The sequence below is a fragment of the Streptomyces sp. BL1 genome (assembly GCF_057628045.1).
Window position 1 is genome coordinate 4,005,102 of the sequence record NZ_JBXYWZ010000002.1, and the last position, 26,386, is coordinate 4,031,487.

Genomic DNA, 26,386 nt, shown 5'->3' on the forward strand with positions numbered 1-26,386 from the left:
CGCTGTGTACGGGCGCATCCAGAGTACGGGTACGGCCCGGAGCGCGTGGCCGCAGCCGACGAGTTGCCCTCAGCCGTCCCGCAGTGCGTCCGGTTTACCTTCCACCACGGGGCGGGTGGCGTCCAGATGGGCCCAGGCGATCAGACGGTGACTGCTCCCCCACTCCGGGTCGCAGGTGGTGAGCGTGAGATAGCGGCCGGGGCCGCCGTACGGGGCGGCGTCCGGGTTCACCGGCGCGGGCACCCGGTCGAGCACACCCGTGTCGCCGGGCAGAGTGCGGTAGGGCCGCTTGTCGATGCGGTACGTGTACCAGGTGTCCCCGTCCGTCAGGACCACCGCGTCGCCTGACCGCAGCCGCGGGAAGTCCTTGAAGGGGTCGCCGTGTGTGCGGCGGTGTCCCGCGACGGCGAAGTTGCCCTTCTCGCCGAGGGGCGCGGTGCCCGTGTAGTGCCCGAGGCCCTTGGCCAGGGTGGGTTTCCCGGTGTTCTGCAGGACGGGCTTGGCCCAGTCGTCGCCGAACCGCGGGATGTACATCACAGCGAACGATTTGCCGTCCGGATAGTTCGCTTTCGCACCGGAATTGCCGGAACCGCCGGAGTCGCCGGAGGAACTGCCGTCCGTTCCGGACCCGTTGGTGCCGCCGGCCTGCCCGCTGCCCGCCTCCGTACCGCCGCCGGCGACGGCTCCGCTCGCCCAGCGGTCCTGGAGGTGCGCGATCTCGCCGTCACCGGCGTCGTCGGCCTGCAGCCCCGTCCAGTAGAGGACGTAGACGACGAAGAGCACGATCAACAGTCCGACGGTGATGCACAGTTCGCTGAAGGTCCTGACAACCGCCCGTGCCGACACCGCCGTCACTCACTTCCGCTGCTCCAGGGGCTTCGCGTAGTGGAGATCCACTGTGCCGGAGTAGCCGGGAAGAGTCACCGCCTGGCGCTGGTCGACTTTCCAGCCGAGGCCGTACGCGTCGACGTACTGCAGGTAGTTCCGGATCGCCGTCGACCCGTCGAGGGCGTTCTGCAGCCTGTTCTGGTCACCCACTGCGGTGATCTTGTAGGGCGGGGAGTAGACCCGGCCCTGCAGGATCAGCGTGTTGCCCACGCAGCGCACGGCGCTGGTGGAGATCAGCCGCTGGTCCATGATCTTGATGCCCTTGGCCCCGCCCTGCCACAGCGCGTTCACCACGGCCTGCAGGTCCTGCTGGTGGATGACGAGGTCATTGGGCTGCGGGTCGGGCACGCCGGGGATCTTCGGCGTGGCGTCCGGCGGCGCGTCGTCGAGGGTGACGGTCAGTCCGGAGCCCTTGACCGCCTTCGTCCCCGAGGCCTTCTCCAGGCCGTCGAGCCGCTGTGCCTCGGCCTTGCTGCTGCCGCTGTCGCGCTGGGCGAGATTGTCGACCTGCTGGCGCACCGAGGCGGCGGCGGAGTCGAGTTGGGCGTTCTTCTGACTCCGCTCCTGGATCAGATCGGACAGCCTTAGCATGGAGTCGTCCGAGCGGATGTTGGTGCCCTGAGCGGTGTTGAAGCTGATCCAGAAGATCAGGCCTGCGAGGGCGAACACGCCGAGTGTGGCCAGCCGTGCTGGACGGATGAGCGATTTGGTCACCGTACCCTTGTCTCCCTCCGCAGCACCGAAGCACTACGCTAACGGACCACCACATCGTCACTCCTCCCGGCCGCTGAGTTGGGCCGGGGGCCTCACAGGGCGGTCACGAAGCGCATCGACAGGAGAGTCTCTCGTGCCGAAGTCACGGATCCGCAAGAAGGAAGACTTCACGCCTCCGCCTGAGAAGAAGACCGAGATCGATCTCGGTGGCGGCGGGCGCCGGTGGGTGGCGCCGCTGATGCTGACGCTGTTCGGCCTCGGGCTCGCGTGGATCGTCGTGTTCTACGTGACCAAGGGGACGCTGCCCATCAGCGCTCTGCACAACTGGAACATCGTGGCCGGCTTCGGCTTCATCGCCGCCGGCTTCGTGGTCTCCACGCAGTGGAAATAGCGTCGGCCGCAGAGTTATCCACAGGCTGATCCACAGGCTTGGAAAACTTCACAAGATCTGTGGATAACTCTGCGCCGGTTGACGCCGGTGTGATTGGCGGCCTGCTCAGCTGAGCCGGGTGTACCCCGATCTTGCAGGCAAAACGTATGTCCGAGCGTGTCCGTACGCGCGTTCCCCGTCATGCACAAGATCCCCGGGGACGCTGTGGACAACTTGCGGCAACGCGCCCCGCGCAGGCCCGTCAGCAGCCTGTCGGACGGTCCGTCAGGGCGTGAGCTGCAGGGTACGGACGACGCACACCGCGAGGATCACCAGCAGCATCAGCCCGCAGGTGCCGTACTGCACGAGCGTCCGCTTCTCCCGCGGCGCGTGCACCATCGCGTACGCGATCACGGCGCCCGTCACCAGGCCGCCGATGTGCGCCTCCCAGGCGATGCCCGACCACATGAACGTGAAGACCAGATTGGCCGCCAGCAGCACCAGGATCGGACGCATGTCGTACTGGAGCCGGCGCATCAGCACGGCCGTCGCACCGAACAGTCCGAAGATCGCTCCGGAGGCGCCGAGCGAACCCTGGAACGGTGAGGCGACGAGATACGTGAGCGCGCTGCCGCCGAGCGCCGAGAGCACGTAGAGGGCGCTGAACCGGATCCTGCCGAGCGCGCTCTCCAGGGGCGGCCCGAGGAACCAGAGGCCGACCATGTTCATCGCGATGTGCCAGATCTCCTGGTGGAGAAAGGCCGAGGTGAGCAGCCGGTACCACTGCCCGTCCTGGACGCCGTACCCGAACATGAGCAGGTCGGCGACGAACGGGTCGCCGAGGGCCAGGACGCCGATGTAGACCGCGACGTTGAGCCCGAGGATGACCTTGGTGACCAGCCGCGGGTCGGACGTCAGGGTGCCGCCCGCGAGCGTACGGGGCTGGTTCGCGGACGCCGGATGTCCGGTCCCGGAACCGCCCTTGACGCATTCCGGGCACTGGAAGCCGACGGAGGCCGTCATCATGCAGTCGGGGCAGATCGGCCGCTCGCAGCGGGAGCAGCTGATGCCGGTCTCCCGACCCGGGTGCCGGTAGCAGCTCGCCACGGGCCGCTGTGGCTCCTGTGGCTGGTGCTGCTCTTCCATCTCGGTCCCCTCCACATTTCAGCCCCGCTCATCCCTACCTGTCGTACGGATGAGCGGGGCGGAACAGTTCCCCGTACCGGCGGCCGGTTCAGCGGCGGTCGATGACGACCGACTCGATGACGACGTCCTGCACCGGGCGGTCGGTGCGCGGGTTGGTCTCGGTCTTGCCGATGGCGTCCACCACCTGCTGGCTCTCCTTGGTGGCCACCTCGCCGAAGATGGTGTGCTTGCCGGTGAGCCACGCGGTGGGCGACACGGTGACGAAGAACTGCGAACCGTTGGTCCCGGGGCCCGCGTTGGCCATCGCGAGCAGGTACGGCTTGTCGAAGGCCAGGTCGGGGTGGAACTCGTCGCCGAACTCGTAGCCGGGGCCGCCGGTGCCGTTGCCCAGCGGGTCACCGCCCTGGATCATGAAGCCGCTGATCACGCGGTGGAAGACCGTGCCGTCGTACAGCTTGTCCGTGGACTTCTGGCCCGTCGCCGGGTGTGTCCACTCGCGCGACCCCTCGGCGAGCTCGACGAAGTTGCTGACCGTCTTCGGCGCATGGTTCGGGAACAGCTGGATCTCGATGTCGCCGTGATTGGTCTTCAGGGTGGCGTAAAGCTGCTCGGCCACGATCTACCTTCCATCGGTCTGCGTTGACTCCCCCGATCCTCCCACGGACGCTGATTGGGACGAGCGCGTCCGATGCCCCCATTGCGCGTCCTTGGCATGCTGGGAGGGGGACAACCAGGCATGATCTTCTAAACGGGTGGAAAGCGACACAGTGACTTGTCGGAGGCGAGCCTCCGAATCCTGATTGAACACGCCACCAAGAGGAGGAACCCGTGACCCGCATCGACAGTGTGCGCGCCGCGTCCGGGAGCGCCAAGGAGAGCGTGCGGCACGCGGCTGAGGTGGTGGCGCCCTACGCAGAAACCGCCAGGGGCACCGCCACGCACTACGCGCACGAGGCGGGAGCCCGGCTGGGGCCGAAGGTCTCGCACGCCGCGCATCAGGCTCGTGACGGGTACGACCAGCACGTCGTCCCGCGTATCGCCCAGGCCCGCCAGCAGCTGCCCCCGGAGTGGGACAAGGCGGCGACCCGTGCCGCCAAGCGCACCCGGAAGGCGGCCAGGAAGGCGGGGGACTACGCCGCTCCGCGGATCGAGCACGCCGTCGCCGACGCGCGTGCCGCCGCGGGTCCCGCGAAGGAGGAGGCGGCGTCGCGCGGTACGGCCGCGCTGGCGGCGCTGCGCGGCGAGGTGAGCCCGGCGGAGATCGACAAGCTGTCGCGCCGCCGTGCCCGCCGGGCTCGTACGGGCCGGCTCGCGAAGCGGCTCGGGGTGCTGGGCCTGCTGGCGGGCGGGGCGTACGCGGCCTGGCGCTGGTGGGACAAGCAGGCGAACCCGGACTGGCTGGTGGAGCCGCCGGCCGCCACGGAGGTGGACCGGGCTCCGCTGACGTCGGTGGACGGTTCGGCCGAGGCGCCGTCGGGGCAGGGGCTGGACCCCGAGGTCGAGGCCAAGCAGGCGGAGGCCGACGAGCGCCGCGAACGCTGACAAGCCGGGCGGTGGACGCCCGTTGAACTGCGAGGGCCGGCGGACCCGGAGGGGACCGCCGGCCCTCGTCTGTGTGCTCCCGCATGGCGAAGTGCGCCCGGAATGCATGTAATTGTCCGGAGTGCTGCCGGTTCAGGGAGGTACAGGGTGAGCATTCCGTACAGCGCAGAGCGGCCCGCGGAGGCCGCGTCGCAGGTCCGGGCCGGGCGCAGGACCTGGCTGCTCGTCTTCGTGCTGGGGCTGGTGCTGTGGCTGCTGACCGTGGCCGCGACGTTCGCCACCGGCAACGCCAATCTGCTGCCCACGCTGGTGTTCCTGGGGAGTTTCCTCGTCCCGGTCACGTTCGTCACGTGGGCCTTCGACCACAGCGGGCCGCATTCCGCGGTGACGGCGCGGGTGTTGCTCGCCGCGTTCCTCGTCGGCGGCACACTGGGGGTGCTGGGCGCCTCGGTGCTGGAGACGTACTTCCTGAACCCCTCGGTGTGGATGTATGTGGGGGTGGGTCTCATCGAGGAGGGGGTGAAGCTGGCGGCGCTGTGGCTGGTGGCGCTCAACATGCCGCGCTACACGCGCAGGGACGGGCTGATCCTCGGTGCGGCGGTCGGTTTCGGTTTCGCGGCGCTGGAGTCGTCCGGGTACGCGCTGACCGCGCTGGTGACGGTGCACGGGCTCTCCCTCGCGGACCTGGTGCAGACGGAGGTGCTGCGGGGGCTGCTGTCGCCGTTCGGGCACGGGCTGTGGACGGCGATTCTGGGCGGTGTGCTGTTCGCGACGGCGGGGCGTACGGGGCGGCCGCGGGTGACGGGCGGGCTGCTCGGCGCGTACGTGGGGGTCTCGGTGCTGCACGCGCTGTGGGACTCGATGCACGGCATCGCCGTCATGCTGACGCTGCGGCTGACCGGCGACCCGCTGGAGGGCGGGCTGCTGCGGTACGGGTATCTGCCGCGGCCCTCCGAGGGGCAGGTGCAGTTGTTCTTCGCGTTGCAGATCGCCGGCTGGATCGTCATCACGGCGATTGCGCTGGGCTGGCTCTTCTCGATGGTGCGTCGGCCCGAACCGCGGCCGGTGGAGGGCTAGTCGGGCTGCGGGCGCGGCCCCCGGAAAGCAGAGAAGCGGCTCCCCCGAGGGGGAGCCGCTTTCCGTGTGTGGAGCCTAGGGGAGTCGAACCCCTGACATCTGCCATGCAAAGACAGCGCTCTACCAACTGAGCTAAGGCCCCGTCCGGCACAACAATACCGGCTCCGGCGGAGGAATTCCGACCGGGTATCGCCCCGCGCCGGTCGGTCTCCGTAGGATGCACGGCAAGTTCGCGTCAGCGAAGTGACATGGGGAGTCCAGGGGAGACGTGATGGACGCAGCACAGCAGGAAGCCACGGCGAAGGCGAGAGACCTGCAGAGCCAGTGGTACGGGGAGCCGCTGGGGACCCTCTTCCGCAGGCTGATCGAGGATCTCGGACTCAACCAGGCCCGGCTCGCGAGTGTGCTCGGACTGTCCGCTCCCATGCTGTCGCAGCTGATGAGCGGCCAGCGTGCAAAGATCGGAAATCCGGCCGTGGTCCAGCGTGTTCAGGCGCTCCAGGAGCTGGCGGCGGAGGTCGCGCGGGGGGAAGTGAGCGCGGCGGACGCCACGTCGCGGATGGACGAGGTGCGGCGCACGGCGGGGGGCAGTGTGCTGAACAACACGCAGCAGGGGGCGACTTCCGGTGCTTCGCAGACCCCGGTGAAGCGCGTCGTGCGGGAGATCCAGGCACTGCTGCGCTCGGTCTCGGACGCGGCGGACATCCTCGACGCGTCGTCCACGCTCGCCGGCTCCCACCCGGAACTGGCCGAGTTCCTGCGGGTGTACGGGGCGGGGCGTACCTCGGACGCGGTCAAACACTACGAGTCGCACCAGAGCTGAACCGTCTCCGCACCGCTCCTCCCGGCACAACGACGGGCGGCCCGGAGTGAGCCAACTCACTCCGGGCCGCCCGTCGTTGTGTGTCCTGCGGCTTACTGGCCGAACGCGCCGCCGAAGATGCCGCCGCCGTCGTCACCCTCGTCCGGGCCTCCCGGACGGGTGGTGATGCCGATCTCGTCGCCCTTCTTGCCCTGGGCGTTGGCGGGCGGGGTGGTGGTCATGACGACCGCGTCGTCGCCCTTCGGCCCGGTGATGTCGCCGACGGTGAAGCCCGCGTCCTCCAGCGCCTTCGTGGCGTCCTTGAGCTTCTGGTTGGTGACGTCCGGGACGGTCGCCGGCTGGTCCTCGGGGGCCTTGGCCACGGTCAGGGTGACCTGGGTGTCCTTCGGGTGCCGGGTCTGCCCCTCCGGGCTCTGCGCGGTGACCTCGTCGGCGGCCTTGTCCGGGGCCTCCACGTCCTTCCTGGCGACGGAGAAGCCCTCGGCCTCCAGCGCGGTCTTGGCCTCGTCGAAGCTCTTGCCGACGACGTCCGGGACGTTGATCTTGGCCTCGGTGGCGACGGTCAGGGTGACCTGGGAGCCCTTCTTGGCCTTGGCGTTGCCGCCCGGGTCCTGGTCGGTGACGGTGCCGGGTTCGGCGTCCGCGGACTCGGCGGTCTCCTGCTTCACGGTGAAGCCGGCGGTCTCCAGCTCCTGCTTGGCCTCGGCGAAGCGCTTGTTGGTGACGGACGGTACGGAGACCGGGGCCGCGCCCTTGGACATGTTGAGGGTGACCGTCTGGTCCCGCTCGATCTTGGTGCCCTTGGCCGGGTCGGTGGTGCAGACGGTGCCCTTGGGCTGTTCGCAGTAGCGGGTGCCGCCCTTGGTGACCTTGAAGCCGCCGTTCTCGCCGAGCGTCTTCGCGTCGCTGAAGGTCTGCCCGGCCATCTGCGGCACCTCGACCTTGTCCGAAGTGCCGTTGCCGAACAGGGCCTTGCCCACGAAGATGGCGCCGATCAGGACCAGAACGGCCGCGATGATCAGCAGGATCGTCGAGGTGTTGCTCTTCTTCTGCTGCCGGCGGCGGCCGCGGCCGTCGTCGTAGTAGCCGTCGTCGTCACCGACCGGCGGCAGCATGGAGGTCTGGCCCTCCTGCGCGCGCAGTGCGGTGGTGGGCTGGTCCTCCGGGTAGCCGCCGTAGCCGACGGCGCCCATCGCGGCGGTGGCCGCGACGGGCTGCCCGTCGAGGCACGCCTCGATGTCGGCGCGCATCTCGTCGGCCGACTGGTACCGGTAGTCCTGGTCCTTGACCAGCGCCTTCATCACGATCGCGTCCATTTCGGGCGTGATCTCGGGGTCGAAGGCGCTGGGGGGCTGGGGCTCTTCCCGTACGTGCTGGTAGGCGACCGCCACCGGGGAGTCGCCGACGAACGGCGGCCGGTTGGTGAGCAGTTCGTAGATCAGGCAGCCGCTGGAGTACAGGTCGGAACGGGCGTCGACCTGTTCGCCCTTGGCCTGTTCCGGCGAGAGGTACTGGGCCGTGCCGATGACGGCGGCGGTCTGGGTCATCGTCATGCCGGAGTCGCCCATGGCGCGGGCGATGCCGAAGTCCATGACCTTGACCTGGCCGTTCCGGGTCAGCATCACGTTCGCGGGCTTGATGTCGCGGTGCACGATGCCGTTGCGGTGGCTGTACTCGAGCGCCTGGAGGATGCCGATGGACATCTCCATCGCGCGTTCGGGCAGCAGCTTGCGGCCGGAGTGCAGCAGTTCGCGGAGGGTCGAGCCGTCCACGTACTCCATGACGATGTACGGGATGGACACACCGGAGGATCCGGCGCCCGCCGAGTCGTCGGACACCATGTCCTCGCCGGTGTCGTAGACCGCGACGATGGCCGGGTGGTTCAGCGAGGCTGCCGACTGGGCCTCACGGCGGAAGCGGGCCTGGAACGAGGGGTCACGGGCCAGGTCGACGCGGAGTGTCTTGACCGCGACGGTCCGGCCCAGGCGGGTGTCATGAGCGAGATACACCTCGGCCATGCCACCGCGGCCGAGCACAGAGCCCAGCTCGTACCGGCCGCCGAGGCGACGCGGCTCTTCCATAGTCTCCAGCCTCTCCGTTCGTCCGGTCCGTATCCGGTGTACGGCACGGCGGTGTGCTGCTCGGCATACGGTACCCGTCCGTTCCCGGGGGTCCGCGGTGACCGGGGTCACCCGTAGTTGCTCGTGCGGTCAAGCCGAACTGTCGTGCACCGTCACTGCTGTCCGTCGAGCACGGCCTTCATCACGTCCTTCGCGACCGGGGCGGCGAGCTTGCTTCCCGCGATCTCGCTGCGCGATGTGGTGGAGCTCTCGATGACCACGGCGACGGCGACGGGAGAGGAGCCGTCCTCTCCCTTGGCGTACGAGATGAACCACGCGTACGGATTCTCGCTGTTGTTCTCACCGTGCTGCGCGGTACCCGTCTTGCCTCCCACGGTGACGCCGGGGATCTGTGCGGTGGTTCCTGTGCCTTCCTTCACCACGGTCTCCATGCCCTGCTGGAGCTTCTGCGCGTTCTCCGAGGAGACCGGCTGGCTGAGCTCCTCCGGCTTTGTCTGCTCGATCACATTGAGGTTGGGCGCGACGAGCTTGTCGTCCATGTACGGCTTCATCAGCTTGCCGTTGTTGGCGACGGCGGCCGGGATCATGGCCATCTGGAGCGGGGTGGCGCGGTTGCTGCCCTGTCCGATGCCGCCCAGCGCGTTCTGCGGGCGGTCGTCCTTCGGGTAGACGCTCTCGGCGGCGCGGGTCGGGGTGTCCAGCTCCTTGTTGCCGTAGCCGAACTTCATGGCCTGCTTCTGCATGGCCTTCGCGCCGATCTCGTCACTCATCTTCGCGAAGACGGTGTTGCAGGAGTAGCGCAGCGCCTGCCGGACGGAGGCGTTCTCGCAGGGGATGTTGCCCTCGTTGCCCAGCGGCGTGGAGGACAGCGGCAGCTGGTACGGGTCCGGCGAGTCCGTGCCCGAGTCCAGGTCGTACTTGCCGCTCTCCAGGCCGGCCGCCGCGGTGACCACCTTGAAGGTGGAGCCGGGCGGGTAGGTCTGCCGCAGGGCCCGGTTGAGCATCGGGTCCTCGGGGTCGTTGGTCTTCTGGTACTTCGACCAGCCCTTGGTGTCGGACTTGCCGTTGCCCGCGAAGTCCGACGGGTCGTACGAGGGGGTGCTGGCCAGCGCGAGGATGGCGCCGGTCTTCGGGTTGATGGCCGCGACCGCGCCCTTCTTGTCGCCGAGCCCGTCGAACGCGGCCTTCTGGGCCTTGCCGTTCAGCGTGGTGACGACGTTGCCGCCCTTCGGCGGCTTGCCCGTCAGCATGTCGATGGTGCGGTTGAAGAACAGCCGGTCGTCGTCGCCGGTGAGGATGCCGTCGTTGAGCGCTTCCAGCTGGGTCGCACCGAAGGCCTGCGAGGCGTAGCCGGTGACCGGCGCCCACATCCTGCCGTTCTTGTAGGTGCGCTTGAACTTGAAGTCGCTGCCCTTGGTCTCGGCCGAGCCCGTGATGGCCTTGCCGTCCACGATGATGTTGCCGCGCGGCTGGGAGTAGCGCGCGATGGCGACACGGCGGTTCTTCGGGTCGGTCTTGAGCTCGTCCGACCGCACGAACTGGATCCAGTTGTCCCGGAGCAGCAGGGCGAGGACGAGGATCCCGCAGAAGATCGAGATCCGTCGCAGGGGCTTGTTCACTTGAGTTCACCTCGTGAGGCCGGTCCCTGAGCAGTCACGGTCTGACCACCTGAGTCATCTCTGCGTCGGGATTTGGCGCAGGTGCCGGTGCCGGGCGGCGTGCGGTGTCGCTGATCTTCAACAGGATTGCGACGAGCGCCCAGTTGGCGACGACGGAGGAGCCGCCCTGCGCCATGAAGGGGAGCGTCATGCCGGTGAGCGGGATGAGTCCCATGACTCCGCCGGCGACGATGAAGACCTGGAGGCCGAAGGCCGAGGCGAGGCCGACGGCGAGGAGCTTGCCGAACGGGTCGCGGGCCGCGAGGGAGGTGCGGATGCCGCGCTCGACGAGCAGCCCGTACATCAGCAGGATCGCCATCGTGCCGCACAGGCCGAGTTCCTCGCCGACGGTGCCGAAGATGTAGTCGCTCTTGGCGGCGAAGCCGATGAGGCGGGAGTAGCCCTGGCCGAGGCCGGAGCCGAGGGTGCCGCCGGAGCCGAACGCCCAGAGTGCCTGGGCGGGTTGCTCGGAGCCGTCCTTGAACGCCTGCATGGGGTCGAGCCAGTCCTGGACGCGGCCCTGGACGTGCGGCTCGAAGGTGGAGACGGCGACGGCGCCGACGACGGAGAGGGTGAGGCCGAAGACGATCCAGCTGGTGCGCTCGGTGGCGACGTACAGCATCACGACGAAGAGGCCGAAGAAGAGCAGCGAGGTGCCCAGGTCGGTCTCGAAGACGAGGATCATCAGGCTGAGCGCCCAGATCGCGATGATCGGTCCGAGGTCGCGGCCGCGGGGCAGATACATGCCCATAAAACGGCGGCTGGCCAGGGCGAGCGCGTCGCGCTTCACCATCAGGTAGCCGGCGAAGAACACCGCGAGGATGATCTTCGCGAACTCGCCGGGCTGGAGGGAGCCGAGACCGGGGATGGTGATCCAGATCTTGGCGCCGTTCTTGGCCGGGAAGAAGATCGGCGCTGCCAGCAGGACCAGCGCGGTGGCCATCGAGATGTAGGTGTAGCGCTGCAGGACGCGGTGGTCCTTGAGGAAGATCAGTACGGCGGCGAACAGGGCGACGGCGAGGGTGGACCACATCAGCTGGGTCGGTGCCGCGGCGCCGCCCGTCTGGTCGGTGGTGATGCTCGGTTCCTGGTCGAGCCGCCAGATGAAGACCAGGCCCAGGCCGTTGAGCAACGTCCCGATGGGCAGCATCAGCGGGTCCGCGTACGGGGCCCAGCGGCGCACCACGAGGTGCGCGACGCCGGCGAGCAGGCCGAGGCCGAGGCCGTAGCCGAGCATCCCCGCGGGGATCGAACCGTCCTTCGCGAGGCCGACGTTGGCGTAGGCGAAGACCGGGATGAGCACGGCGAAGACGAGCATCGCCAGCTCGGTGTTGCGCCTGCTGGGAAGCCCCCCTGGAGAGACCGTGGTGGTACTGCCGGTGTTGATGTTGCTCATGCCCCTGAAGCCCCCTATGGCGCGGTGCACTGCTGAGCGAGCTCCTGCTGTCGCTCCGTGAACCGGGGGCCGGGAGACGGAGAGCTGGTGCTCTGGCGAGTGTCGTGGTCGGTGGTGAAGGCGGCCGGGCCGGCCGTTCCGGTGCCCGTCCCGGCAGTCGTACCGCTGCTGGTGCCGCCGTTCGTCGAGCCGGTGTCCTTGCGGGCGTCGCTGGGCTTGTTCTGCTCTTCCTTCTTCTTGTTCTCTTCGCGCGTCTGCTGCTTCTGCTCGGCGACGACCTTGCACACCTGCGCCTGTTCGCCCAGTTCCGTCACCTTGTCCTCGGCCTCGTCGAGGCTTCCGGTGGCGATGGTCTGCTGGACCTGGTTGCGCTGGTAGACGGGCAGGTACTTCAGTTCGATGCCGGGGTTGTCGCGGTAGACCGAGTGCATGCTGACGCCGGCGAGTTCCTGGTTGATGCCGCGGTAGAGCGCGATGTGCTTGCCGTTCGCGCCGACGTAGTACTGCGACTGGGTCCAGGCGTATCCGCCGTAGAGTCCGCCGGCGATGACGGCGAGCGCGAGGACGATCCACAGCGAGCGCCGCAGCCAGGCTCTTCTGGCGCGGCGCGGCTTGGTGAAGTCCTCGTCGGTGTAGGCACCGTACGAACCGGGCGGTGTGACGTCGCCGCTGCCGGGCGGGCCGAAGCCCTCCGGGGAGGAGCCGCCGGACTGCGGGGGCACGCCCTGCCCGCCGCGGCCGAGTTCGGCGGCGCGGGCCGCCGGGGTGGCCATGGCGCCGATGCCGTCGCCGAGTCCGTTCTGCGACTCGGCCACGGCGCCGACCACGACCGGGGTGTCGTTGAGCTGCCCGGCGAGGGTGTCGTCGCCGTCGACGTCGACGACGTCCGCGACGATGCACGTGATGTTGTCGGGGCCGCCGCCGCGCAGGGCGAGCTGGATCAGCTCCTGCACGGTCTCCTGCGGGCCCTGGTAGCTGCCGAGGGCTTCCTCGATGGTCTGGTGGCTGACGACGGTGGGCAGTCCGTCGGAGCAGAGCAAGTAGCGGTCGCCGGCGCGTACTTCACGGATCGACAGGTCCGGTTCCACGTGGTCGCCGCTGCCCAGCGCGCGCATCAGCAGGGAGCGCTGCGGGTGGGTGGTGGCCTCTTCCTCGGTGATCCGGCCCTCGTCGACGAGGCGCTGCACCCAGGTGTGGTCCTGTGTGATCTGCGTGAGCTGCCCGTCCCGCAGCAGGTACGCGCGGGAGTCGCCGACGTGTACGAGGCCGAGTCGCTGTCCGGTCCACAGCAGCGCGGTGAGCGTGGTGCCCATGCCCTCCAGCTGCGGGTCCTCCTCGACCATCACGCGCAGCTGCTCGTTGGCGTGCTGCACGGCGGAGCCGAGGGAGGTGAGGAGGTCGGAGCCCGGGATGTCCTCGTCGAGCTGGACGATGGTGGAGATCACCTCGGAGCTGGCGACCTCACCCGCCGCCTGGCCCCCCATGCCGTCGGCGACGGCGAGCAGCCGCGGTCCGGCGTAGCCGGAGTCCTCGTTGTGCTCGCGGATCATGCCGTCGTGTGATCCGGCGGCAAAGCGCAGCGACAGACTCATGCGCACCTCGCCAGTCGGCTCCGGGTACATCCGCACGATGCCCACCCTCCGGTCGTCATGTCTGTAACTACTTCCGCAGCTCGATGACCGTCTTGCCGATGCGGATCGGCGCTCCGGGCGGGATCGGCGTCGGCGTGGTGAGTCGGGTCCGGTCGAGATAGGTGCCGTTGGTGGACCCGAGGTCCTCGACGATCCACTGGCCGTCACGGTCCGGGTAGATCCTGGCATGCCGGCTGGAGGCGTAATCGTCGTCCAGCACGATGGTGGAGTCGTGCGCCCGGCCCAGGGAGATGGTCTGTCCTTGGAGCGCGACCGTGGTGCCGGTCAGCGACCCCTCGCTCACCACGAGCTTCGTGGGTGCGTTGCGTCCGCTGCCGCCCCGGCCGCCGCGCCGTCCGGCGTTCTGCTGCTGGCGTTGCGGCTGTTGGCGCTGCTGCTGCGGGCGCTGTCCTTCGTTGCGCCGCTGCGCGCGCTGGGTCACGCGGGTGCCGAACAGGTCGCTCCTGATGACCTGCACGGCGACGATGACGAACAGCCACAGTACGGCGAGAAAACCCAACCGCATGACCGTCAGGGTCAGCTCTGACATTGCCCCCGCTTCACCCTTCGGCTTGCCGGTAAATGATCGTGGTGTTGCCCACGACGACGCGTGAGCCGTCGCGGAGCGTAGCGCGCGTTGTGTGCTGCCCGTCCACCACGATTCCGTTCGTCGACCCGAGATCCTGGACGGAGGCAGGGCTGCCTGCGCGGATCTCGCAGTGGCGCCGGGAGACGCCCGGGTCGTCGATGCGTACGTCCGCCTCGGTGCTGCGTCCGAGCACCAGAGTCGATTTGGAGATCTGGTGGCGTGTGCCATTGATCTCGATCCAGCGCCGGGTTTCCGCATGCGGCAGCGGTCCCCCGGGGCCGGCGGCGCCGGGGGCGTATCCGGGCGGCGGCGGCGCGGAGGACGGGGGCGGCGGGTAGCCGCCCGGTGCCTGGGCCTGCGCCTGTGCCTGGTGCCCGCCGTCCTGGCCGCTGCCTCCGCGCTGCTGCGAGGTGCTGGCGGCGAGGGTACGGCTGCGTACCCGGTAGAGCCCCGTGTCGAGCTCCTCGGCCTTCTCAAGATGGACCTTGATGGGGCCCATGAAGGTGTAGCGCTGCTGCTTCGCGTATTCGCGGACCATGCCGGAGAGCTCGTCGCCGAGCTGGCCGGAGTACGGACTGAGCCGTTCGTAGTCCGGTGCGCTCAGTTCGACGATGAAGTCGTTGGGCACGACTGTCCGCTCGCGGTTCCAGATGGTCGCGTTGTTGTCGCACTCACGCTGCAGGGCTCCCGCGATCTCCACGGGCTGCACTTCCGACTTGAACACCTTCGCGAAGGTGCCGTTGACGAGACCCTCGAGTCGCTGCTCGAAGCGCTTCAGAACTCCCACGATGCACCTCCTTCCCAGATGCCGTCGCCTCTAGTGCGGCTCCCAGTGTCGCCTGGGCGCGCGCGAGCCGCCCTGCGGTACTGCTTACTGATCGTATCCACGCGCGGGGAAAACGGCTGGTTCCCCGCCGGGGGCGGGTGCTTGGAGTGTCACCCCTCACACCGCCGTGAGCCGCCGTCACACCCTCGCATGGATCGTAGGGGGCTGTGGTCAGTGTCTCGCAGAGCGCTGGCCGAACGGATGTGATCCCACCCCTGGCCGCGTGCTAGTGTTTTCAACGTCAGCAGGGGCCAGCACGGACCGGCGGACACACTCGTTGCGCGAGTGGCGGAATAGGCAGACGCGCTGGATTCAGGTTCCAGTGTCCGAAAGGACGTGGGGGTTCAACTCCCCCCTCGCGCACCACAGAAGAAGGCCCCCTCTTATGCGGAGGGGGCCTTCTTCGTGTGTCCGGAGGCTGTCCGGAAAGTTGTCCGGCCGGCTCCGGGGCGGACCGCCGGCTGACGGGGTGTCAGTCCGGGCGGTCCGGCGGAGCGGTGCCGCGGGGTCAGGCCGCGAGGCGCGACGCGAGCGTCTTGGCGCGGGACGCGGCCTGCTCGTGCGCCTGGGTGCGGGAGGTCTCGGCGAGCTCGATCAGCGACTCCATGCCCGGGGTGCTGGGGGCCAGCGTCAGCTCCGGGACGACGAACTCGACGTCCAGGCCGAGGCCGCCCTCGCCGAGCAGCTTCGACAGGTAGCTCTGCACGAACTCGTACTCCTCGCGCGGGGTGCCCGGCGCGTAGCCGCCGCCGCGGCTGGCCACGACGGTGGCCGGGGTGCCGGCGGCCGAGGGGCTCTCGCCGCCCATGGTGCGGCCCATGATGATCACCTGGTCCAGCCACGCCTTCAGCGTGGAGGGGATCGAGAAGTTGTACATGGGGGCGCCGATCAGCACCGCGTCGGCCTGCTCCAGCTCGGCGGCCAGCTTGTCGCGCAGCGCGTACGCGGCCGCCTGTTCCGGGGTGTGCTGCTCGGCGGGGGTGAAGCCGGCGGCGGCAGCGGTGGTGTCCAGGTGCGGCAGCGGCTCGGCGGCCAGGTCGCGGTAGATGACGGTGCCGTCGGGGTGCTGGGCCTCCCAGGTCTCGCGGAAGGACGCGGCGACGTCGCGCGAGGCGGAGCCTTCCCGGGGCCAGACGGACGAGTCGATGTGCAGCAGCGTGGCCATGTGAGGTCACTCCCTAGACGAGGTAAGTGGGTGAAACTGTGTTCGCTCCTATTGATAACACAGGTACTTACTTTTTTGCACTCCCTTGTGTGGGCGCAGTACCCTGGGGTCATGGCTGAGCTTCGGGGAACGACACAGGACGGCGAGCGTGCGGGCGACGCGTGTACCGAGCCGGAGAGCGGGATCACGCGTGTCTTCCAGCTGCTGGGCAAGCGCTGGACGGGGCTCATCATCGCGGCCCTGATGAACGGGCCCGGACACTTCGCCGAGCTGCGGCGGGCGACCCCCGGGATCAGCGAGCGGATGCTGTCGGACCGGCTGACCGAGCTGACCGAACTCGGCCTGGTCGTACGGACGGTGGAGGACGGGCCGCCGCTCCGGGTGCGCTACCGGCTCACGGACGCCGGGCTGGCGCTCAGGCCCGCGATGGTGGAGCTGACCCGCTGGGCGGACGCGCATCTGCGGAGCGGGGCGCAGCAGTGCCCGCAGGAGTTCCAGGGCTGAAGCCCTGACGGCCCGTCCGTTCCGGAGGGCCGAACGGCCTCGTACCGCACGGGAGTTCCTGTCGCGGCGCACCGCCCGGTAGCGTCGGTGCCCCGAGAACACGCAGGCCGGGGGCCGTTGAGGGGGAGGGTGCGCAATGGGACGCATACCGTACGTGGAGGGCTTCGCGCCCTGGCCGCCGCAGGGCTCGCCGAAGCGGGACGGGAAGGCGCTGCGGGAGACCGTGCCGCGGGCCGCGCACGCGCGCTTCGACGCGGCGGACGGCCGGCCCGGCGCGGTGGCGGCGGTCGAGGAGTCCAACGCCGGGCGGCTGCCCGGTCTGACGCCGATACGGGTGGGGCGGATGGCCGCCACCCCGTTCGCGTTCCTGCGCGGGTCCGCCGGGCTGATGGCGTACGACCTGGCGCACGGCACTCCCGCGACCGGCATCGGGGCGCAGCTGTGCGGCGACGCGCACGCGGGCAACTTCGGGCTGTACGGGGACGCGCGCGGCCGGCTGGTCATGGACCTCAACGACTTCGACGAGACCGCCGTCGGGCCCTGGGAGTGGGACCTCAAGCGGCTGGCGGCCTCCCTGGTGCTGGCCGCGCGGGAGGCCGGCGCGCAGGAGGAGACGTGCCGGGAGGCGGCGCGGGACGCGGTCGGCGCGTACCGCAGGACGGTGCGGGCGCTGGCGAAGATGCCGTCCTCCGAGGCCTGGAACGCCATCGCCGACGAGGAGCTGGTCTCCCAGACCGACGCGCGTGACCTCCTCGGCACCCTGGAGCGGGTCAGTGAGAAGGCGCGGCGCAACACCAGCGCGCGGTACGCCGCCAAGTCCACCGAGGAGCTGCCGGACGGCAGCCGCGCCTTCGTGGACGCGCCGCCGGTGCTGCGCCGGGTGCCCGACGAGGAGGCCGCGGCGGTCGCCGCGGCGCTGGGCAGCGACGGCTATCTCGGCACGCTGGGGGACGACCGGCTGCCGCTGATGGAGCGGTACGCCCTGCACGATGTGGCGTTCCGGATCGTCGGCACCGGGAGTGTGGGATCCCGTTCGTACGTGGTGCTGCTGCTCGACCACCGGGACGAGCCGCTGGTGCTGCAGGTGAAGGAGGCCCGTCCCTCCGTGCTGCGGCCGTACCTGCCGGTGGCGGGGTACAAGGTGCCGGAGGTTCCGCACGAGGGGCAGCGGGTCGTCTCGGGTCAGAAGAGGATGCAGGTCGTCTCCGACATCCTGCTCGGCTGGACGTCGGTGGCCGGACGCGCCTACCAGGTACGGCAGTTCAGGAACCGCAAGGGCAGCGTCGACCCGGCGGCGCTCGCCGCCGACCAGGTCGACGACTACGGGCGGATGACGGGCGCGCTGCTGGCTCGGGCCCACTCGCACAGCGCCGACCCGCGGGCCCTGGCCGGCTACTGCGGCAAGAACGAGGAGCTGGACGAGGCGGTGGCGGCCTTCGCCGTCGCGTACGCGGACCGTACGGAGGCCGATCACGCCGAGCTGGTGCGGGCGGTGCGCGCGGGGCGGATCGCGGCCGAGCTGGGTGTGTGAGGGCGGCCCCCGTAGGGTTGGGGCGATGTCGGGTCTTCCCGGGGCGAGCCCCCGGACCCCCGGCCGGACAGGCCGGCCGGAGGGGGCGTCCTGACCGGCGTCGCGAGGTGGAATTCAGTGAGCGCGAACCCGGAAGCGGAAGCAGACCGTGCGGACGGTGAACAGGCCGAGGGTGTCGATACGGAACGCCTCGAACAGGCCGTGCGGGCGGCCGAGACGGCGCTGATCGAGTTCGAGATCGCGGTGGAGACCTTCCGGGTGGAGACGGAGAACTTCTCCCGTCTGCACCACCAGCGGCTCGGCCCGATGTACGCGCGGCTCGACGAGCTGGACGCACAGATCGCGGAGGCGGTCGCCGCGAGGACCGGCGACCCGGACGACGCGCGGCGGGCGGGCGAACTGCGCGCCGCCGTCATGCCGATGCCCGGCGTGGAGGAGCTCTTCCACGGCTGGGTCGACTCCGAGGGCATGCCGGCCGAGGCGACGGCGATGCTCAACGAGCAGTCGGTGAAGCCCCCGCCCCGCGTCCGCCCCGGCGAGGAGGCCCGGAAGGCGTACCGGGACCTCGTCCGCAAGGCCCATCCGGACCTCGCCCAGGACGAGGCGGAGCAGGAGCGCCGCGAGGCGTTCATGACCCGCGTCAACAAGGCGTACGCGGACGGTGACGCGGAAGCACTGGCGGCGCTCGCCGAGGAGTGGGAGGCCGGTCCGCGCGCCCCCGAGGACGAGCGGCTGGACCGGGCCGAGGAGCTGTACGCGCGGCTGGAGTGGCTGGCGCAGCGCAAGGAGCTGCTGGCCCAGCTCGTCACGGAGCTCGAGGAGAGCGCCATCGGTGCGATGCTGCGGATGGCGCCGGACGATCCGGACGCGCTGCTGGACGAGATCGCGGAACAGTTGCTGGAGCAGGTGCAGGAGCGCGAGGAGCAGCTGGCCAAGCTGCGGGCGCTGCAGGACTGACGGCTGCGGAACGGCATGCCCGCGGCGTACGGAGCCGCGGCGTACGAAGAGGGTTTGCGGAAAGGCTGGTTGAGATGCAGTTCGGTCAAGTGCCCCAGGTGGAGGCCGCGTCCGTGCCCGAGGACGTGCTGCTGCTGGACGTGCGCGAGGACGACGAGTGGGCGGCGGGGCACGCGGAGGGCGCGCTGCACATCCCGATGAGCGAGTTCGTGGGCCGGTTCGGTGAGCTGACCGAACGGGCCGAAGGGAACGAGCGGGTGTACGTGATCTGCCGCGTCGGCGGCCGCTCGGCGCAGGTCGCGCAGTACCTGCTGCAACAGGGCGTGGACGCGGTGAACGTGGACGGCGGGATGCTCGCCTGGGAGTCCGCGGGCCGCCCGCTCGTGGCGGACGGCGCGGACAGCGCGTACGTGGTCTGACCCGGCGAACTGCCGTACGGGTCAGCCCGGCTGGCGGGCGGCGAGGAGGTCGCCGAGCGTCTCCTCGTGTGCCGCCGCCGGGCCGAGGGACAGCTCCAGCTGCTTGGCCCAGGCGTGGAAGCGGTGCAGGGCGTAGTCCGTGTCGGCGCCGAAGCCGCCGTGCAGATGCTGCGCGGTCTGGACGACGCGGCGTACGCCCTCCGAGGCCCAGATCTTGGCGACGGCCACATCGACCGGGTCGAGCTGCCACGCCGCCTGCCACAGGGTTGCCTCCATGGCGCGGAGGTCCGTGTAGCGGTCGGCGGCCTGCACCGCGACGGCCTGGAACGTGGCCAGCGGATGCCCGAACTGCTCCCGCTTGCTGGTGTATTCACTCGTCATCGTGAGGACCTGCTCGCCCAGCCCGAGGGCGAGCGCGCAGGTGCCGGTGGTGAGCAGCTGCTGGAGGAAACCGACGGCGCCCTCCGCACGGACGAGGTCGGTGTCCGGTACGTACACCGAGTCGAACCGGATCTCCGCGTAGCGCTCGCCGCTGGTGGAGACCTGCTCGGCGAGGCTGATGCCCGGCGCCTTCAGATCCGTGACGACGAGGGCCGCGCCGCCGTCGCCGGTGTGCACCGGGACGAGCGCGAGGCCGGCGGTCTGCGCCCAGGGGACGGCCGTCTGTACGCCGTCGAGCAGCCGCCCCGGACCGCCGTCCGGGCCCTCGGACGGGCGGGCGCTGACGGCGAGTTCGGCCGGATCGTGGCCCGTACGGCCGTGGGCCGCGACGGTCACGGGCTGCTCGCCGCGCACGATGCGCGGGAGGTGGGCGGCGCGGAGCGCGTCGCTGCCGTACCGCTGGAGGGTGAGGGCCGCCGCGCTGGTCTCCAGCAGCGGCACCCGGGCCAGCTTCCGTCCCGCCTCGCGCAGCACGAGGCAGAGGGCGACCGGGTCGAGGCCCGAACCGCCGTGCTCGGGCGCGACGAGCAGCCCGAGCAGATCCGCGTCGGCGAGCTTGCGCCACAGGGCGCGGTCGAAGTCGTCGGCGACCGGCCCCGTGGTGAGCGCGGGGCTGGGCACGCCGTCGGGCACGGTGTCCGCGAGGACGGCCCGTGCCGCCTCGACGGCCGCCTGCTGTTCCTCGGTGAAGGTGAAGTCCACTGCTCGCCCCTCCGCTTGCCGGTCACCCGCATGTCCAACGGTGTCTGACGGGGCGTCAGGTTAGGGCGGTCAGGCGTCGAAGTCCACCGTGACGGCGGGAGTCACCGGATGGGACTGGCAGGCCAGCACATAGCCGGCGTCCAGCTCCTCGGGCTCCAGCGCGTAGTTCCGGTCCATCTGGACCTCGCCGGACAGCAGCCGCACCCGGCAGGTGCCGCACACCCCGCCCTTGCAGGCGAACGGGGCGTCGGACCGGTGCCGCAGCACCGTCTCCAGCACGGACTCGCCGTCGTCCACCGGCCATTGACCGGAGCGGCCGTCCAGCGTCGCGGTGACCGTCGCGGCGTCCGGAACGTGCGCGGGAGGACGCGGTGCGGCCTCCTCGGCGTGGAAGATCTCCTGGTGGATCCGGGAGCGCGGCACACCCTGACCGCGCAGCGCCCGCGCGGCCCCCTCGACCAGACCGAGCGGCCCGCACAGGAACCAGCCGTCGATCTGGGGCACCGGCAGCAGCGCGGGCAGCAGCGAGCCCAGCCGTTCCTCGTCGAGCCGCCCGGCCGGCAGCCCCGACTGCTGCTCCTCGCGGGACAGCGCCGTGACGAGCTGGAAGCGGCGGGGGAAGCGGTCCTTGAGGTCGGCGACGTCGTCCAGGAACATCGTGGAGGCGGCCGAACGGTCGCCGCGTATCAGACAGAACTCGGCCTCCGGCTCGCGCCGCAGCAGCGTCCCGGCGATGGAGAGCACCGGCGTGATGCCGCTGCCGCCGACGACCGCGGCGAACCGTCCGGGCCGCGGCTCCAGGACGAACCGGCCGGTGGGCGGCAGCACCTCGACGGTGTCCCCGGCGGCCAGCTCCTTCACCGCGTACGTGGAGAAGGCGCCGCCCGCGACCTCCCGGATGCCGATGCGCAGCGCCTCGGGCGCCTCGCACGCGGGATCGCACAGCGAGTACGTACGCCGGACCTCGCCGCCGTCGTCGCCTGGGCGGCGCAGCGCGATGTGCTGGCCCGGTTCGTACCGGAAGGCGGCACGCAGCTGGGGCGGGACGGCGAGCGTCACGGCGACGGAGTCGTCGGTCAGCCGCTCGACTCCGCTGACGCGCAGCGTGTGGAAGGAACTCACCGCCCCTCACACCTCCTTGAAGTGGTCGAACGGCTCCCGGCAGGACTCGCAGCGGCGCAGCGCCTTGCAGGCGGTGGAGGAGAACCGGCTGAGCAGCGTGGTCTCCGTCGAGCCGCAGTGCGGGCAGCGGACGCCGAGGGACACCGGGACAGGACCGCCGCCCCTGTCGGTCCGCGGCGGCGCCACGCCGAACTCGGCCAGCTTGCGCCGCCCTTCGGCCGTGACGTCGTCGGTGGACCAGGGCGGGGAGAGCACCGTACGGACGGTGACCTCGGGCACGCCGTGCTCGTGCAGCACGCGCTCGACGTCCGCCGACATGACCTCGATCGCGGGACAGCCGGTGTACGTCGGCGTGAGGTCGACCTCCACCCGGCCCGGTGCCGGCTGCCGCACCTCGCGCAGCACGCCGAGCTCGGAGAGGGACACCACGGGCAGTTCGGGGTCGGGCACCGAGCCCGCGAGGGCGCGCAGTTCATCGAGCGGCAGCTCGGGGGCTGTCGGGCCGGATGCTGCCGGGGTGTCCCGGTGCTGGGTGGTCACCATGACGCCCCCGGGTGGCTGCGGTGCAGATGCTGCATCTCGGCGAGCATCAGGCCGAACGGCTCGCTGTGCAGCCCCTGCCGTCCGGCGCCTGCCGACCAGGCGCCGTGCCGGGAGGTCTCGGGCACCGTGAGCCCCGCGGTCCGCAGGACGGAGCCGACGCTGTCCAGCCAACTGCGGTCCAGCTGCGGCCAGTCGACGTCCCAGTCGGCCTCCATGCCGGGCAGCGGCTCGAACAGCTCGCCCGTGAACCGCCACAGCGCGTCCACCGCGTGCTGCGTACGCGCGTGGCTCTCCTCGGTGCCGTCGCCCAGCCGGAGCGTCCAGTGCTCCGCGTGGTCCCGGTGGTAGGCCACCTCGGCGACCGCCTTGGCGGCGAGTCCGTGGCCCTGTCCGGCGAGGCAGCCGTACAGCAGCTCCTGGTACGCGGAGAAGAACAGCTGCCGGACCATCGTGAACGCGAAGTCGCCGTTGGGCTGTTCGACGAGGAGGCAGTTGCGGAAGGAGCGCTCCTCGCGCAGATAGGCCAGCTCGTCCTCGTCGCCCAGCTGCCCGTACAGCGTGCGGGCCTGGCCGAGGAGGTCGAGCGCGATGTTGGCCAGGGCCAGCTCCTCCTCCAGGACGGGCGCGTGCCCCGCCCACTCGGACAGCCGGTGGGACAGCACCAACGCGTCGTCGGCCAGGGCGAGTCCGGGCGCGGACATGACGGCCGGGCCGGTGGGAACAGCAGGGACGGCGGGGTCGACGGGGGCGCTCACAGGTTGTGCACCCCCTCGGGCACCTCGTAGAAGGTCGGATGGCGGTACGGCTTGTCGCCGGCCGGCTCGAAGAAGGGATCCTTCTCGTCGGGCGAGGAGGCGGTGATCCGGTCGGACGGCACCACCCACAGGGACACGCCCTCCGAGCGGCGGGTGTACAGGTCGCGGGCGTTGCGCAGGGCCATCTCGGCGTCCGGCGCGTGCAGGCTGCCGGCGTGCGTGTGCGAGAGGCCGCGCCTGCTGCGCACGAAGACCTCCCACAGCGGCCAGTCGGTCTGAGTCATCGCGCGTCCTCCGTGTGTTTGGCGGCGTACGCCGCGGCCGCCTCCCGCACCCAGGCGCCCTCGTCGTGCGCGCGCCTGCGCTGATTGATCCGCTGTTCGTTGCAGGGGCCGTTGCCCTTGAGGACTTCCTGGAACTCGGTCCAGTCGATCGCGCCGAAGTCCCAGTGCTCCCGCTCCTCGTTCCACCGCAGGTCCGGGTCGGGGAGGGTGAGGCCGAGCGCCTCGGCCTGCGGCACGCAGATGTCCACGAACCGCTGGCGCAGCTCGTCGTTGGAGTGCCGCTTGATCCGCCAGGCCATCGACTGGGCGCTGTGCGCCGACTCGCCGTCGGGCGGGCCGAACATCATCAGGGACGGCCACCACCAGCGGTCCACGGCGTCCTGCGCCATCGCGCGCTGCGCCCCGGTGCCCCGGGAGAGCGCCAGCAGCAGTTCGTACCCCTGCCGCTGGTGGAAGGACTCCTCCTTGCAGATCCGCACCATCGCGCGCGCGTACGGCCCGTACGAACAGCGGCACAGCGGGACCTGGTTGGTGATGGCGGCGCCGTCCACCAGCCAGCCGATGGCGCCGACGTCGGCCCATGTCAGCGTCGGGTAGTTGAAGATCGAGGAGTACTTCTGGCGGCCGGAGTGCAGCTTGTCCAGCAGCTCGTCGCGGCCGGTGCCGAGGGTCTCCGCCGCGCTGTAGAGATACAGCCCGTGGCCCGCCTCGTCCTGCACCTTGGCCAGCAGGATCGCCTTGCGGCGCAGCGAGGGGGCCCTGGTCAGCCAGTTGGCCTCGGGCTGCATGCCGATGATTTCCGAGTGCGCGTGCTGGGCGATCTGCCGGACCAGGGAGGCGCGGTACGCGTCCGGCATCCAGTCCCGCGGCTCGATCCGCTCCTCCGCCGCGACCGCCGCCTCGAATCCTGCGGCCAGCGCCGCTTCCGCGGTCTCGCCGCCGGCTTCTGCTGTGAGCTGCGCCGATGCCATGGTCCTGCCCCCTCGCTCCCGCTCCGCACCGCTACCGACCGACCGATCGTTCGGTTCAATGGTCCGCTGCGGGCACGCAGGGTGTCAAGGCTCGAATAACCTCTGAGGGGCACCGGAGCGGATCCGAGCACGGAGAGCAGGGAGGGCATGCAGCCAGAACAGCAACGGGCGCCGGAGGGGGCGGAGGGACCCATACCGGGCCCCGGGATCGCCGGGCTCTCCCTGCCGGCCCGCCTCGTCGTGGCGACAGCCGTGGCTCTCGTCGCCGTCGTGGCGGCAGTCCATCTCGCGATGGTCTTCCTCCACGTGGCGCCGGACAACACGCTGACCAAGCAGCACGGCGAGGCAGTCGACGACTACATCTATCCGGAGTTCGAGCAGAACTGGAAGCTGTTCGCTCCCAACCCGCTGCAGCAGAACATCGCCGTGCACGCCCGCGCGCTGGTCGCCAGGCCGGACGGCAGCACCGCGACCACGGGCTGGACGAACCTCTCGGCGATCGACGGTGCCGCCATCCGGCACAGCCTCGCGCCCAGCCACACGGAGCAGAACGAGCTCCGCCGCGGCTGGGAGTTCTACAGCAACTCGCACGACTCCGAGGGCAAACCGGTCGGCGTGCGCGGCGAACTGTCCGAGCGGTTCGTCAAGCGGATCGCCCTGTGGCGGATCGGTTCGGAGACGGACGGCGGGACGGTCGAGCGGATCCAGCTGCGCTCGGCGGTCACCCCGGTCGCCCCGCCCCCGTGGAGCGACGAGAAGACGGACATGAAGACCGAGTACCGGGTGCAGCCCTGGTGGCAGGTTTCCAGCGCCGACATCCCGGGGGGCGGCAGCAAGTGAACGGACAGCAGACCGGCGGACAGCCGGCCGACGGGCAGTACGGTGCCGGACCGCAAGTGACCGGCGTACGGGCGCGGTTGAGGGCGTCGGCCGGACACGGGCTCGCCCGCGTCACGGGCAGCGCCCTCGCGCCGTACCAGAGCGCCGTCGTACGGATCGGCATCGCCGCCACCTGGCTCTTCTTCCTGCTGCGCGAATTGCCGCACCGGCAGGAGCTGTACGGGCCCGACGGCCCCTGGTCCTGGGACATGGCACGCCGGCTGGTGTCCACCAACGACGCCTTCACGGTGCTGCTGTGGTCGGACAGCCAGGCCTGGTTCGAGTTCCTCTACGTGTTCGCCGTCGCCACGAGCCTGGCGCTGCTGATCGGCTGGCGTACCCGTACGACGTCCGTACTGTTCATGATCGCGGTGCTCGGGCTGCAGAACCGCAGCGTCTTCATGGGCGACGGCGGCGACAACGTCATCCATCTGATGTCGATGTACCTGGTGTTCGTCCGCTGCGGCCGGGTGTGGTCGCTCGACGCGCGCAGGGAGCGCCGCCGCGCGGCCGCCGGAGAGGGTGCCGGAGACGGCACCGACACCGCGGACGGTACGGGCGTGCTGCTGTGGTGCGTGCTCGGCGCCGTCCTCGCCGGAGCGTCGGCGGTGGGCGGCTTCAGCCTCGGCTGGGGGCTGCTGTTCTGGACGCTGTGGCTGGTGTACGGCGGCTGGTGGCTGCTGGGCCGGCTGGCGCCCGACGGCGAGGCCCGGCGGGTCTGCGACATCGTCGCGAACCTCGTGCACAACGGCGCGCTGCTGGTCATCGTGGTCGAGGTGTGCCTCATCTACGCGACGGCCGGCTGGTACAAGATCCAGGGCTCGCGCTGGCAGGACGGCACCGCGACCTACTACCCCATGCACCTGGACTACTTCGCGCCCTGGCCGGCGCTGAACAGCGTGCTGGCCGGCAGCGGACTCGCCATCCTGCTGATCACCTACGGCACGGTCCTCGTACAGGTCGCCTTCCCCTTCACGCTGTTCAACCGCCGCGTGAAGAACGTGCTGCTCGCCGCGATGATCACGGAGCATCTGAGCATCGCCGTCCTGCTCGGGCTGCCCTTCTTCTCCCTCGCGATGATCACCGCCGACGCGGTGTTCCTGCCCACGGCCGCGCTGCTGTGGCTGGGAGCCCGCGCCTCGGGACTCACCGCATGGGTGCGCGCCCGCGTACTGCCGGGGCGCGGCCCCGCGAAGGGAGCCGGGCCCGCGGACGGAGCGGAGCGGCAGGAGGACGACGGGCCGGCCGGCCTGGCCCCCGTAGGCTTTCGGGGTGACCGAGCAGACTCCGCAGACCACGCACAGCAGACAGACCGGGCAGGCCGCGCGGACCGGTGAGCGGTCCGGGACGGCCGCGGACCAGGACGCCGTCG

The 26,386-nt window shown here is 70.5% G+C and carries 27 protein-coding genes and 2 tRNA genes; 11 read left to right on the forward strand and 18 right to left on the reverse strand.

Annotation, left to right across the window (positions count from 1 at the left end; all coding sequences use genetic code 11):
* Positions 1 to 69: 69 nt before the first annotated feature.
* Positions 70 to 846, reverse strand: coding sequence for a class E sortase (locus tag AC3AGO_RS17685; protein WP_487821179.1), 777 nt, complete (start codon positions 844 to 846; stop codon positions 70 to 72).
* Positions 847 to 855: 9 nt separating this feature from the next.
* Positions 856 to 1,602 carry a DUF881 domain-containing protein gene (locus AC3AGO_RS17690; protein ID WP_487821180.1) on the reverse strand — a complete coding sequence of 249 codons (747 nt, stop codon included), beginning with the start codon at positions 1,600 to 1,602 and terminating at the stop codon, positions 856 to 858.
* A gap of 133 nt (positions 1,603 to 1,735) precedes the next feature.
* Here AC3AGO_RS17690 and crgA point away from each other — a divergent pair, with 133 nt between their 5' ends.
* Entirely contained in the window at positions 1,736 to 1,993 is a 258-nt protein-coding gene (gene crgA, locus AC3AGO_RS17695) for a cell division protein CrgA (protein WP_487821181.1), read from the forward strand.
* A gap of 264 nt (positions 1,994 to 2,257) precedes the next feature.
* Here the strand turns inward: crgA and AC3AGO_RS17700 are convergent, their stop codons facing one another.
* Positions 2,258 to 3,118, reverse strand: a complete 861-nt coding sequence (locus tag AC3AGO_RS17700; protein WP_487821182.1) for a rhomboid family intramembrane serine protease — start codon at positions 3,116 to 3,118, stop codon at positions 2,258 to 2,260.
* Positions 3,119 to 3,206: 88 nt separating this feature from the next.
* Positions 3,207 to 3,734 carry a peptidylprolyl isomerase gene (locus tag AC3AGO_RS17705; RefSeq protein WP_487821183.1) on the reverse strand — a complete coding sequence of 176 codons (528 nt, stop codon included), beginning with the start codon at positions 3,732 to 3,734 and terminating at the stop codon, positions 3,207 to 3,209.
* A gap of 212 nt (positions 3,735 to 3,946) precedes the next feature.
* On the opposite strand from AC3AGO_RS17705, the gene AC3AGO_RS17710 reads away from it, so the two are divergent.
* Together AC3AGO_RS17710 and AC3AGO_RS17715 are read left to right on the forward strand one after the other, a co-directional pair.
* Positions 3,947 to 4,660, forward strand: coding sequence for a DUF5324 family protein (locus AC3AGO_RS17710; protein WP_487821184.1), 714 nt, complete (start codon positions 3,947 to 3,949; stop codon positions 4,658 to 4,660).
* Between the two features lie 147 nt (positions 4,661 to 4,807).
* Positions 4,808 to 5,737 (forward strand): PrsW family intramembrane metalloprotease, encoded by a 930-nt coding sequence (locus AC3AGO_RS17715; RefSeq protein WP_487821185.1) that lies wholly within the window; start codon positions 4,808 to 4,810, stop codon positions 5,735 to 5,737.
* A gap of 69 nt (positions 5,738 to 5,806) precedes the next feature.
* Here AC3AGO_RS17715 and AC3AGO_RS17720 read toward each other — a convergent pair.
* Positions 5,807 to 5,879: transfer RNA gene (locus AC3AGO_RS17720), tRNA-Ala, on the reverse strand.
* Positions 5,880 to 6,008: 129 nt separating this feature from the next.
* On the opposite strand from AC3AGO_RS17720, the gene AC3AGO_RS17725 reads away from it, so the two are divergent.
* Positions 6,009 to 6,560, forward strand: coding sequence for a helix-turn-helix domain-containing protein (locus AC3AGO_RS17725; RefSeq protein WP_487821186.1), 552 nt, complete (start codon positions 6,009 to 6,011; stop codon positions 6,558 to 6,560).
* A gap of 92 nt (positions 6,561 to 6,652) precedes the next feature.
* On the opposite strand, the gene pknB is transcribed toward AC3AGO_RS17725, so the two are convergent.
* From pknB to AC3AGO_RS17755, 6 genes are all read right to left on the reverse strand, one after another.
* Positions 6,653 to 8,641 carry a Stk1 family PASTA domain-containing Ser/Thr kinase gene (gene pknB, locus AC3AGO_RS17730; RefSeq protein WP_487821187.1) on the reverse strand — a complete coding sequence of 663 codons (1,989 nt, stop codon included), beginning with the start codon at positions 8,639 to 8,641 and terminating at the stop codon, positions 6,653 to 6,655.
* A 152-nt stretch (positions 8,642 to 8,793) separates the two neighbouring features.
* A complete protein-coding gene (locus AC3AGO_RS17735; RefSeq protein WP_487821188.1) occupies positions 8,794 to 10,260 on the reverse strand; it encodes a peptidoglycan D,D-transpeptidase FtsI family protein in 1,467 nt (488 codons plus the stop codon).
* A 34-nt stretch (positions 10,261 to 10,294) separates the two neighbouring features.
* Positions 10,295 to 11,695 (reverse strand): FtsW/RodA/SpoVE family cell cycle protein, encoded by a 1,401-nt coding sequence (locus AC3AGO_RS17740; protein ID WP_487821189.1) that lies wholly within the window; start codon positions 11,693 to 11,695, stop codon positions 10,295 to 10,297.
* Between the two features lie 14 nt (positions 11,696 to 11,709).
* Positions 11,710 to 13,287: a Stp1/IreP family PP2C-type Ser/Thr phosphatase gene (locus AC3AGO_RS17745; RefSeq protein ID WP_487821190.1), complete on the reverse strand. Its 1,578-nt coding sequence runs from the start codon at positions 13,285 to 13,287 to the stop codon at positions 11,710 to 11,712.
* Positions 13,288 to 13,354: 67 nt separating this feature from the next.
* Entirely contained in the window at positions 13,355 to 13,876 is a 522-nt protein-coding gene (locus tag AC3AGO_RS17750; protein ID WP_487821191.1) for an FHA domain-containing protein FhaB/FipA, read from the reverse strand.
* 10 nt (positions 13,877 to 13,886) lie between these two features.
* Positions 13,887 to 14,702, reverse strand: coding sequence for an FHA domain-containing protein (locus tag AC3AGO_RS17755; protein WP_487821192.1), 816 nt, complete (start codon positions 14,700 to 14,702; stop codon positions 13,887 to 13,889).
* A 318-nt stretch (positions 14,703 to 15,020) separates the two neighbouring features.
* Here AC3AGO_RS17755 and AC3AGO_RS17760 point away from each other — a divergent pair.
* Positions 15,021 to 15,107, forward strand: a tRNA-Leu gene (locus AC3AGO_RS17760).
* A 142-nt stretch (positions 15,108 to 15,249) separates the two neighbouring features.
* On the opposite strand, the gene AC3AGO_RS17765 is transcribed toward AC3AGO_RS17760, so the two are convergent.
* On the reverse strand, positions 15,250 to 15,906 hold the full coding sequence (locus AC3AGO_RS17765; RefSeq protein ID WP_487821193.1) for an FMN-dependent NADH-azoreductase: 657 nt from the start codon (positions 15,904 to 15,906) through the stop codon (positions 15,250 to 15,252).
* Positions 15,907 to 16,017: 111 nt separating this feature from the next.
* Here AC3AGO_RS17765 and AC3AGO_RS17770 point away from each other — a divergent pair, with 111 nt between their 5' ends.
* The 4 genes from AC3AGO_RS17770 to AC3AGO_RS17785 all read left to right on the forward strand — a co-directional run bounded on the left by AC3AGO_RS17770 (position 16,018) and on the right by AC3AGO_RS17785 (position 19,317).
* A complete protein-coding gene (locus AC3AGO_RS17770; RefSeq protein ID WP_487821194.1) occupies positions 16,018 to 16,410 on the forward strand; it encodes a winged helix-turn-helix transcriptional regulator in 393 nt (130 codons plus the stop codon).
* Between the two features lie 136 nt (positions 16,411 to 16,546).
* On the forward strand, positions 16,547 to 17,941 hold the full coding sequence (locus AC3AGO_RS17775) for a DUF2252 domain-containing protein (RefSeq protein WP_487821195.1): 1,395 nt from the start codon (positions 16,547 to 16,549) through the stop codon (positions 17,939 to 17,941).
* Positions 17,942 to 18,031: 90 nt separating this feature from the next.
* Positions 18,032 to 18,898 (forward strand): J domain-containing protein, encoded by an 867-nt coding sequence (locus AC3AGO_RS17780; protein ID WP_487824694.1) that lies wholly within the window; start codon positions 18,032 to 18,034, stop codon positions 18,896 to 18,898.
* Between the two features lie 74 nt (positions 18,899 to 18,972).
* Positions 18,973 to 19,317, forward strand: a complete 345-nt coding sequence (locus AC3AGO_RS17785) for a rhodanese-like domain-containing protein (protein WP_487821196.1) — start codon at positions 18,973 to 18,975, stop codon at positions 19,315 to 19,317.
* A 21-nt stretch (positions 19,318 to 19,338) separates the two neighbouring features.
* On the opposite strand, the gene AC3AGO_RS17790 is transcribed toward AC3AGO_RS17785, so the two are convergent.
* From AC3AGO_RS17790 to paaA, 6 genes are all read right to left on the reverse strand, one after another.
* A complete protein-coding gene (locus AC3AGO_RS17790; RefSeq protein WP_487821197.1) occupies positions 19,339 to 20,460 on the reverse strand; it encodes an acyl-CoA dehydrogenase family protein in 1,122 nt (373 codons plus the stop codon).
* Positions 20,461 to 20,529: 69 nt separating this feature from the next.
* The gene (locus AC3AGO_RS17795) at positions 20,530 to 21,582 is read right to left on the reverse strand and encodes a 2Fe-2S iron-sulfur cluster-binding protein (RefSeq protein WP_487821198.1); all 1,053 of its coding nucleotides are present in this window, start codon (positions 21,580 to 21,582) and stop codon (positions 20,530 to 20,532) included.
* 6 nt (positions 21,583 to 21,588) lie between these two features.
* Positions 21,589 to 22,125 (reverse strand): 1,2-phenylacetyl-CoA epoxidase subunit PaaD, encoded by a 537-nt coding sequence (gene paaD / locus AC3AGO_RS17800; RefSeq protein ID WP_487821199.1) that lies wholly within the window; start codon positions 22,123 to 22,125, stop codon positions 21,589 to 21,591.
* Positions 22,119 to 22,826 (reverse strand): 1,2-phenylacetyl-CoA epoxidase subunit PaaC, encoded by a 708-nt coding sequence (gene paaC, locus AC3AGO_RS17805; RefSeq protein ID WP_487824695.1) that lies wholly within the window; start codon positions 22,824 to 22,826, stop codon positions 22,119 to 22,121. The genes paaD and paaC overlap by 7 nt, the downstream gene beginning before the upstream one ends.
* 50 nt (positions 22,827 to 22,876) lie before the next feature.
* Positions 22,877 to 23,164 (reverse strand): 1,2-phenylacetyl-CoA epoxidase subunit PaaB, encoded by a 288-nt coding sequence (paaB, locus tag AC3AGO_RS17810; RefSeq protein ID WP_487821200.1) that lies wholly within the window; start codon positions 23,162 to 23,164, stop codon positions 22,877 to 22,879.
* Complete coding sequence (gene paaA, locus AC3AGO_RS17815) at positions 23,161 to 24,135, reverse strand: 1,2-phenylacetyl-CoA epoxidase subunit PaaA (protein ID WP_487821201.1); 975 nt, start codon at positions 24,133 to 24,135, stop codon at positions 23,161 to 23,163. Before paaA ends, paaB begins: the two co-directional genes overlap by 4 nt.
* A 147-nt stretch (positions 24,136 to 24,282) precedes the next feature.
* Between paaA and AC3AGO_RS17820 the strand changes: the two genes are divergently transcribed.
* Positions 24,283 to 24,975, forward strand: coding sequence for a DUF5819 family protein (locus tag AC3AGO_RS17820; protein WP_487821202.1), 693 nt, complete (start codon positions 24,283 to 24,285; stop codon positions 24,973 to 24,975).
* Complete coding sequence (locus AC3AGO_RS17825; protein ID WP_487821203.1) at positions 24,972 to 26,351, forward strand: HTTM domain-containing protein; 1,380 nt, start codon at positions 24,972 to 24,974, stop codon at positions 26,349 to 26,351. The genes AC3AGO_RS17820 and AC3AGO_RS17825 overlap by 4 nt, the downstream gene beginning before the upstream one ends.
* Positions 26,352 to 26,386 lie beyond the last annotated feature (35 nt).

Coding starts and splice junctions, on each gene's coding strand:
- AC3AGO_RS17700 (WP_487821182.1), bottom strand. CDS start 3,118: ATGGAAGAGCAGCACCAGCCACAGGAGCCACAGCGGCCCGTGGCGAGC.
- AC3AGO_RS17725 (WP_487821186.1), top strand. CDS start 6,009: ATGGACGCAGCACAGCAGGAAGCCACGGCGAAGGCGAGAGACCTGCAG.
- pknB (WP_487821187.1), bottom strand. CDS start 8,641: ATGGAAGAGCCGCGTCGCCTCGGCGGCCGGTACGAGCTGGGCTCTGTG.
- AC3AGO_RS17740 (WP_487821189.1), bottom strand. CDS start 11,695: ATGAGCAACATCAACACCGGCAGTACCACCACGGTCTCTCCAGGGGGG.
- AC3AGO_RS17745 (WP_487821190.1), bottom strand. CDS start 13,287: ATGAGTCTGTCGCTGCGCTTTGCCGCCGGATCACACGACGGCATGATC.
- AC3AGO_RS17750 (WP_487821191.1), bottom strand. CDS start 13,876: ATGTCAGAGCTGACCCTGACGGTCATGCGGTTGGGTTTTCTCGCCGTA.
- AC3AGO_RS17765 (WP_487821193.1), bottom strand. CDS start 15,906: ATGGCCACGCTGCTGCACATCGACTCGTCCGTCTGGCCCCGGGAAGGC.
- AC3AGO_RS17770 (WP_487821194.1), top strand. CDS start 16,018: ATGGCTGAGCTTCGGGGAACGACACAGGACGGCGAGCGTGCGGGCGAC.
- AC3AGO_RS17775 (WP_487821195.1), top strand. CDS start 16,547: ATGGGACGCATACCGTACGTGGAGGGCTTCGCGCCCTGGCCGCCGCAG.
- AC3AGO_RS17785 (WP_487821196.1), top strand. CDS start 18,973: ATGCAGTTCGGTCAAGTGCCCCAGGTGGAGGCCGCGTCCGTGCCCGAG.
- paaD (WP_487821199.1), bottom strand. CDS start 22,125: ATGGTGACCACCCAGCACCGGGACACCCCGGCAGCATCCGGCCCGACA.
- paaC (WP_487824695.1), bottom strand. CDS start 22,826: ATGTCCGCGCCCGGACTCGCCCTGGCCGACGACGCGTTGGTGCTGTCC.
- paaB (WP_487821200.1), bottom strand. CDS start 23,164: ATGACTCAGACCGACTGGCCGCTGTGGGAGGTCTTCGTGCGCAGCAGG.
- paaA (WP_487821201.1), bottom strand. CDS start 24,135: ATGGCATCGGCGCAGCTCACAGCAGAAGCCGGCGGCGAGACCGCGGAA.
- AC3AGO_RS17820 (WP_487821202.1), top strand. CDS start 24,283: ATGCAGCCAGAACAGCAACGGGCGCCGGAGGGGGCGGAGGGACCCATA.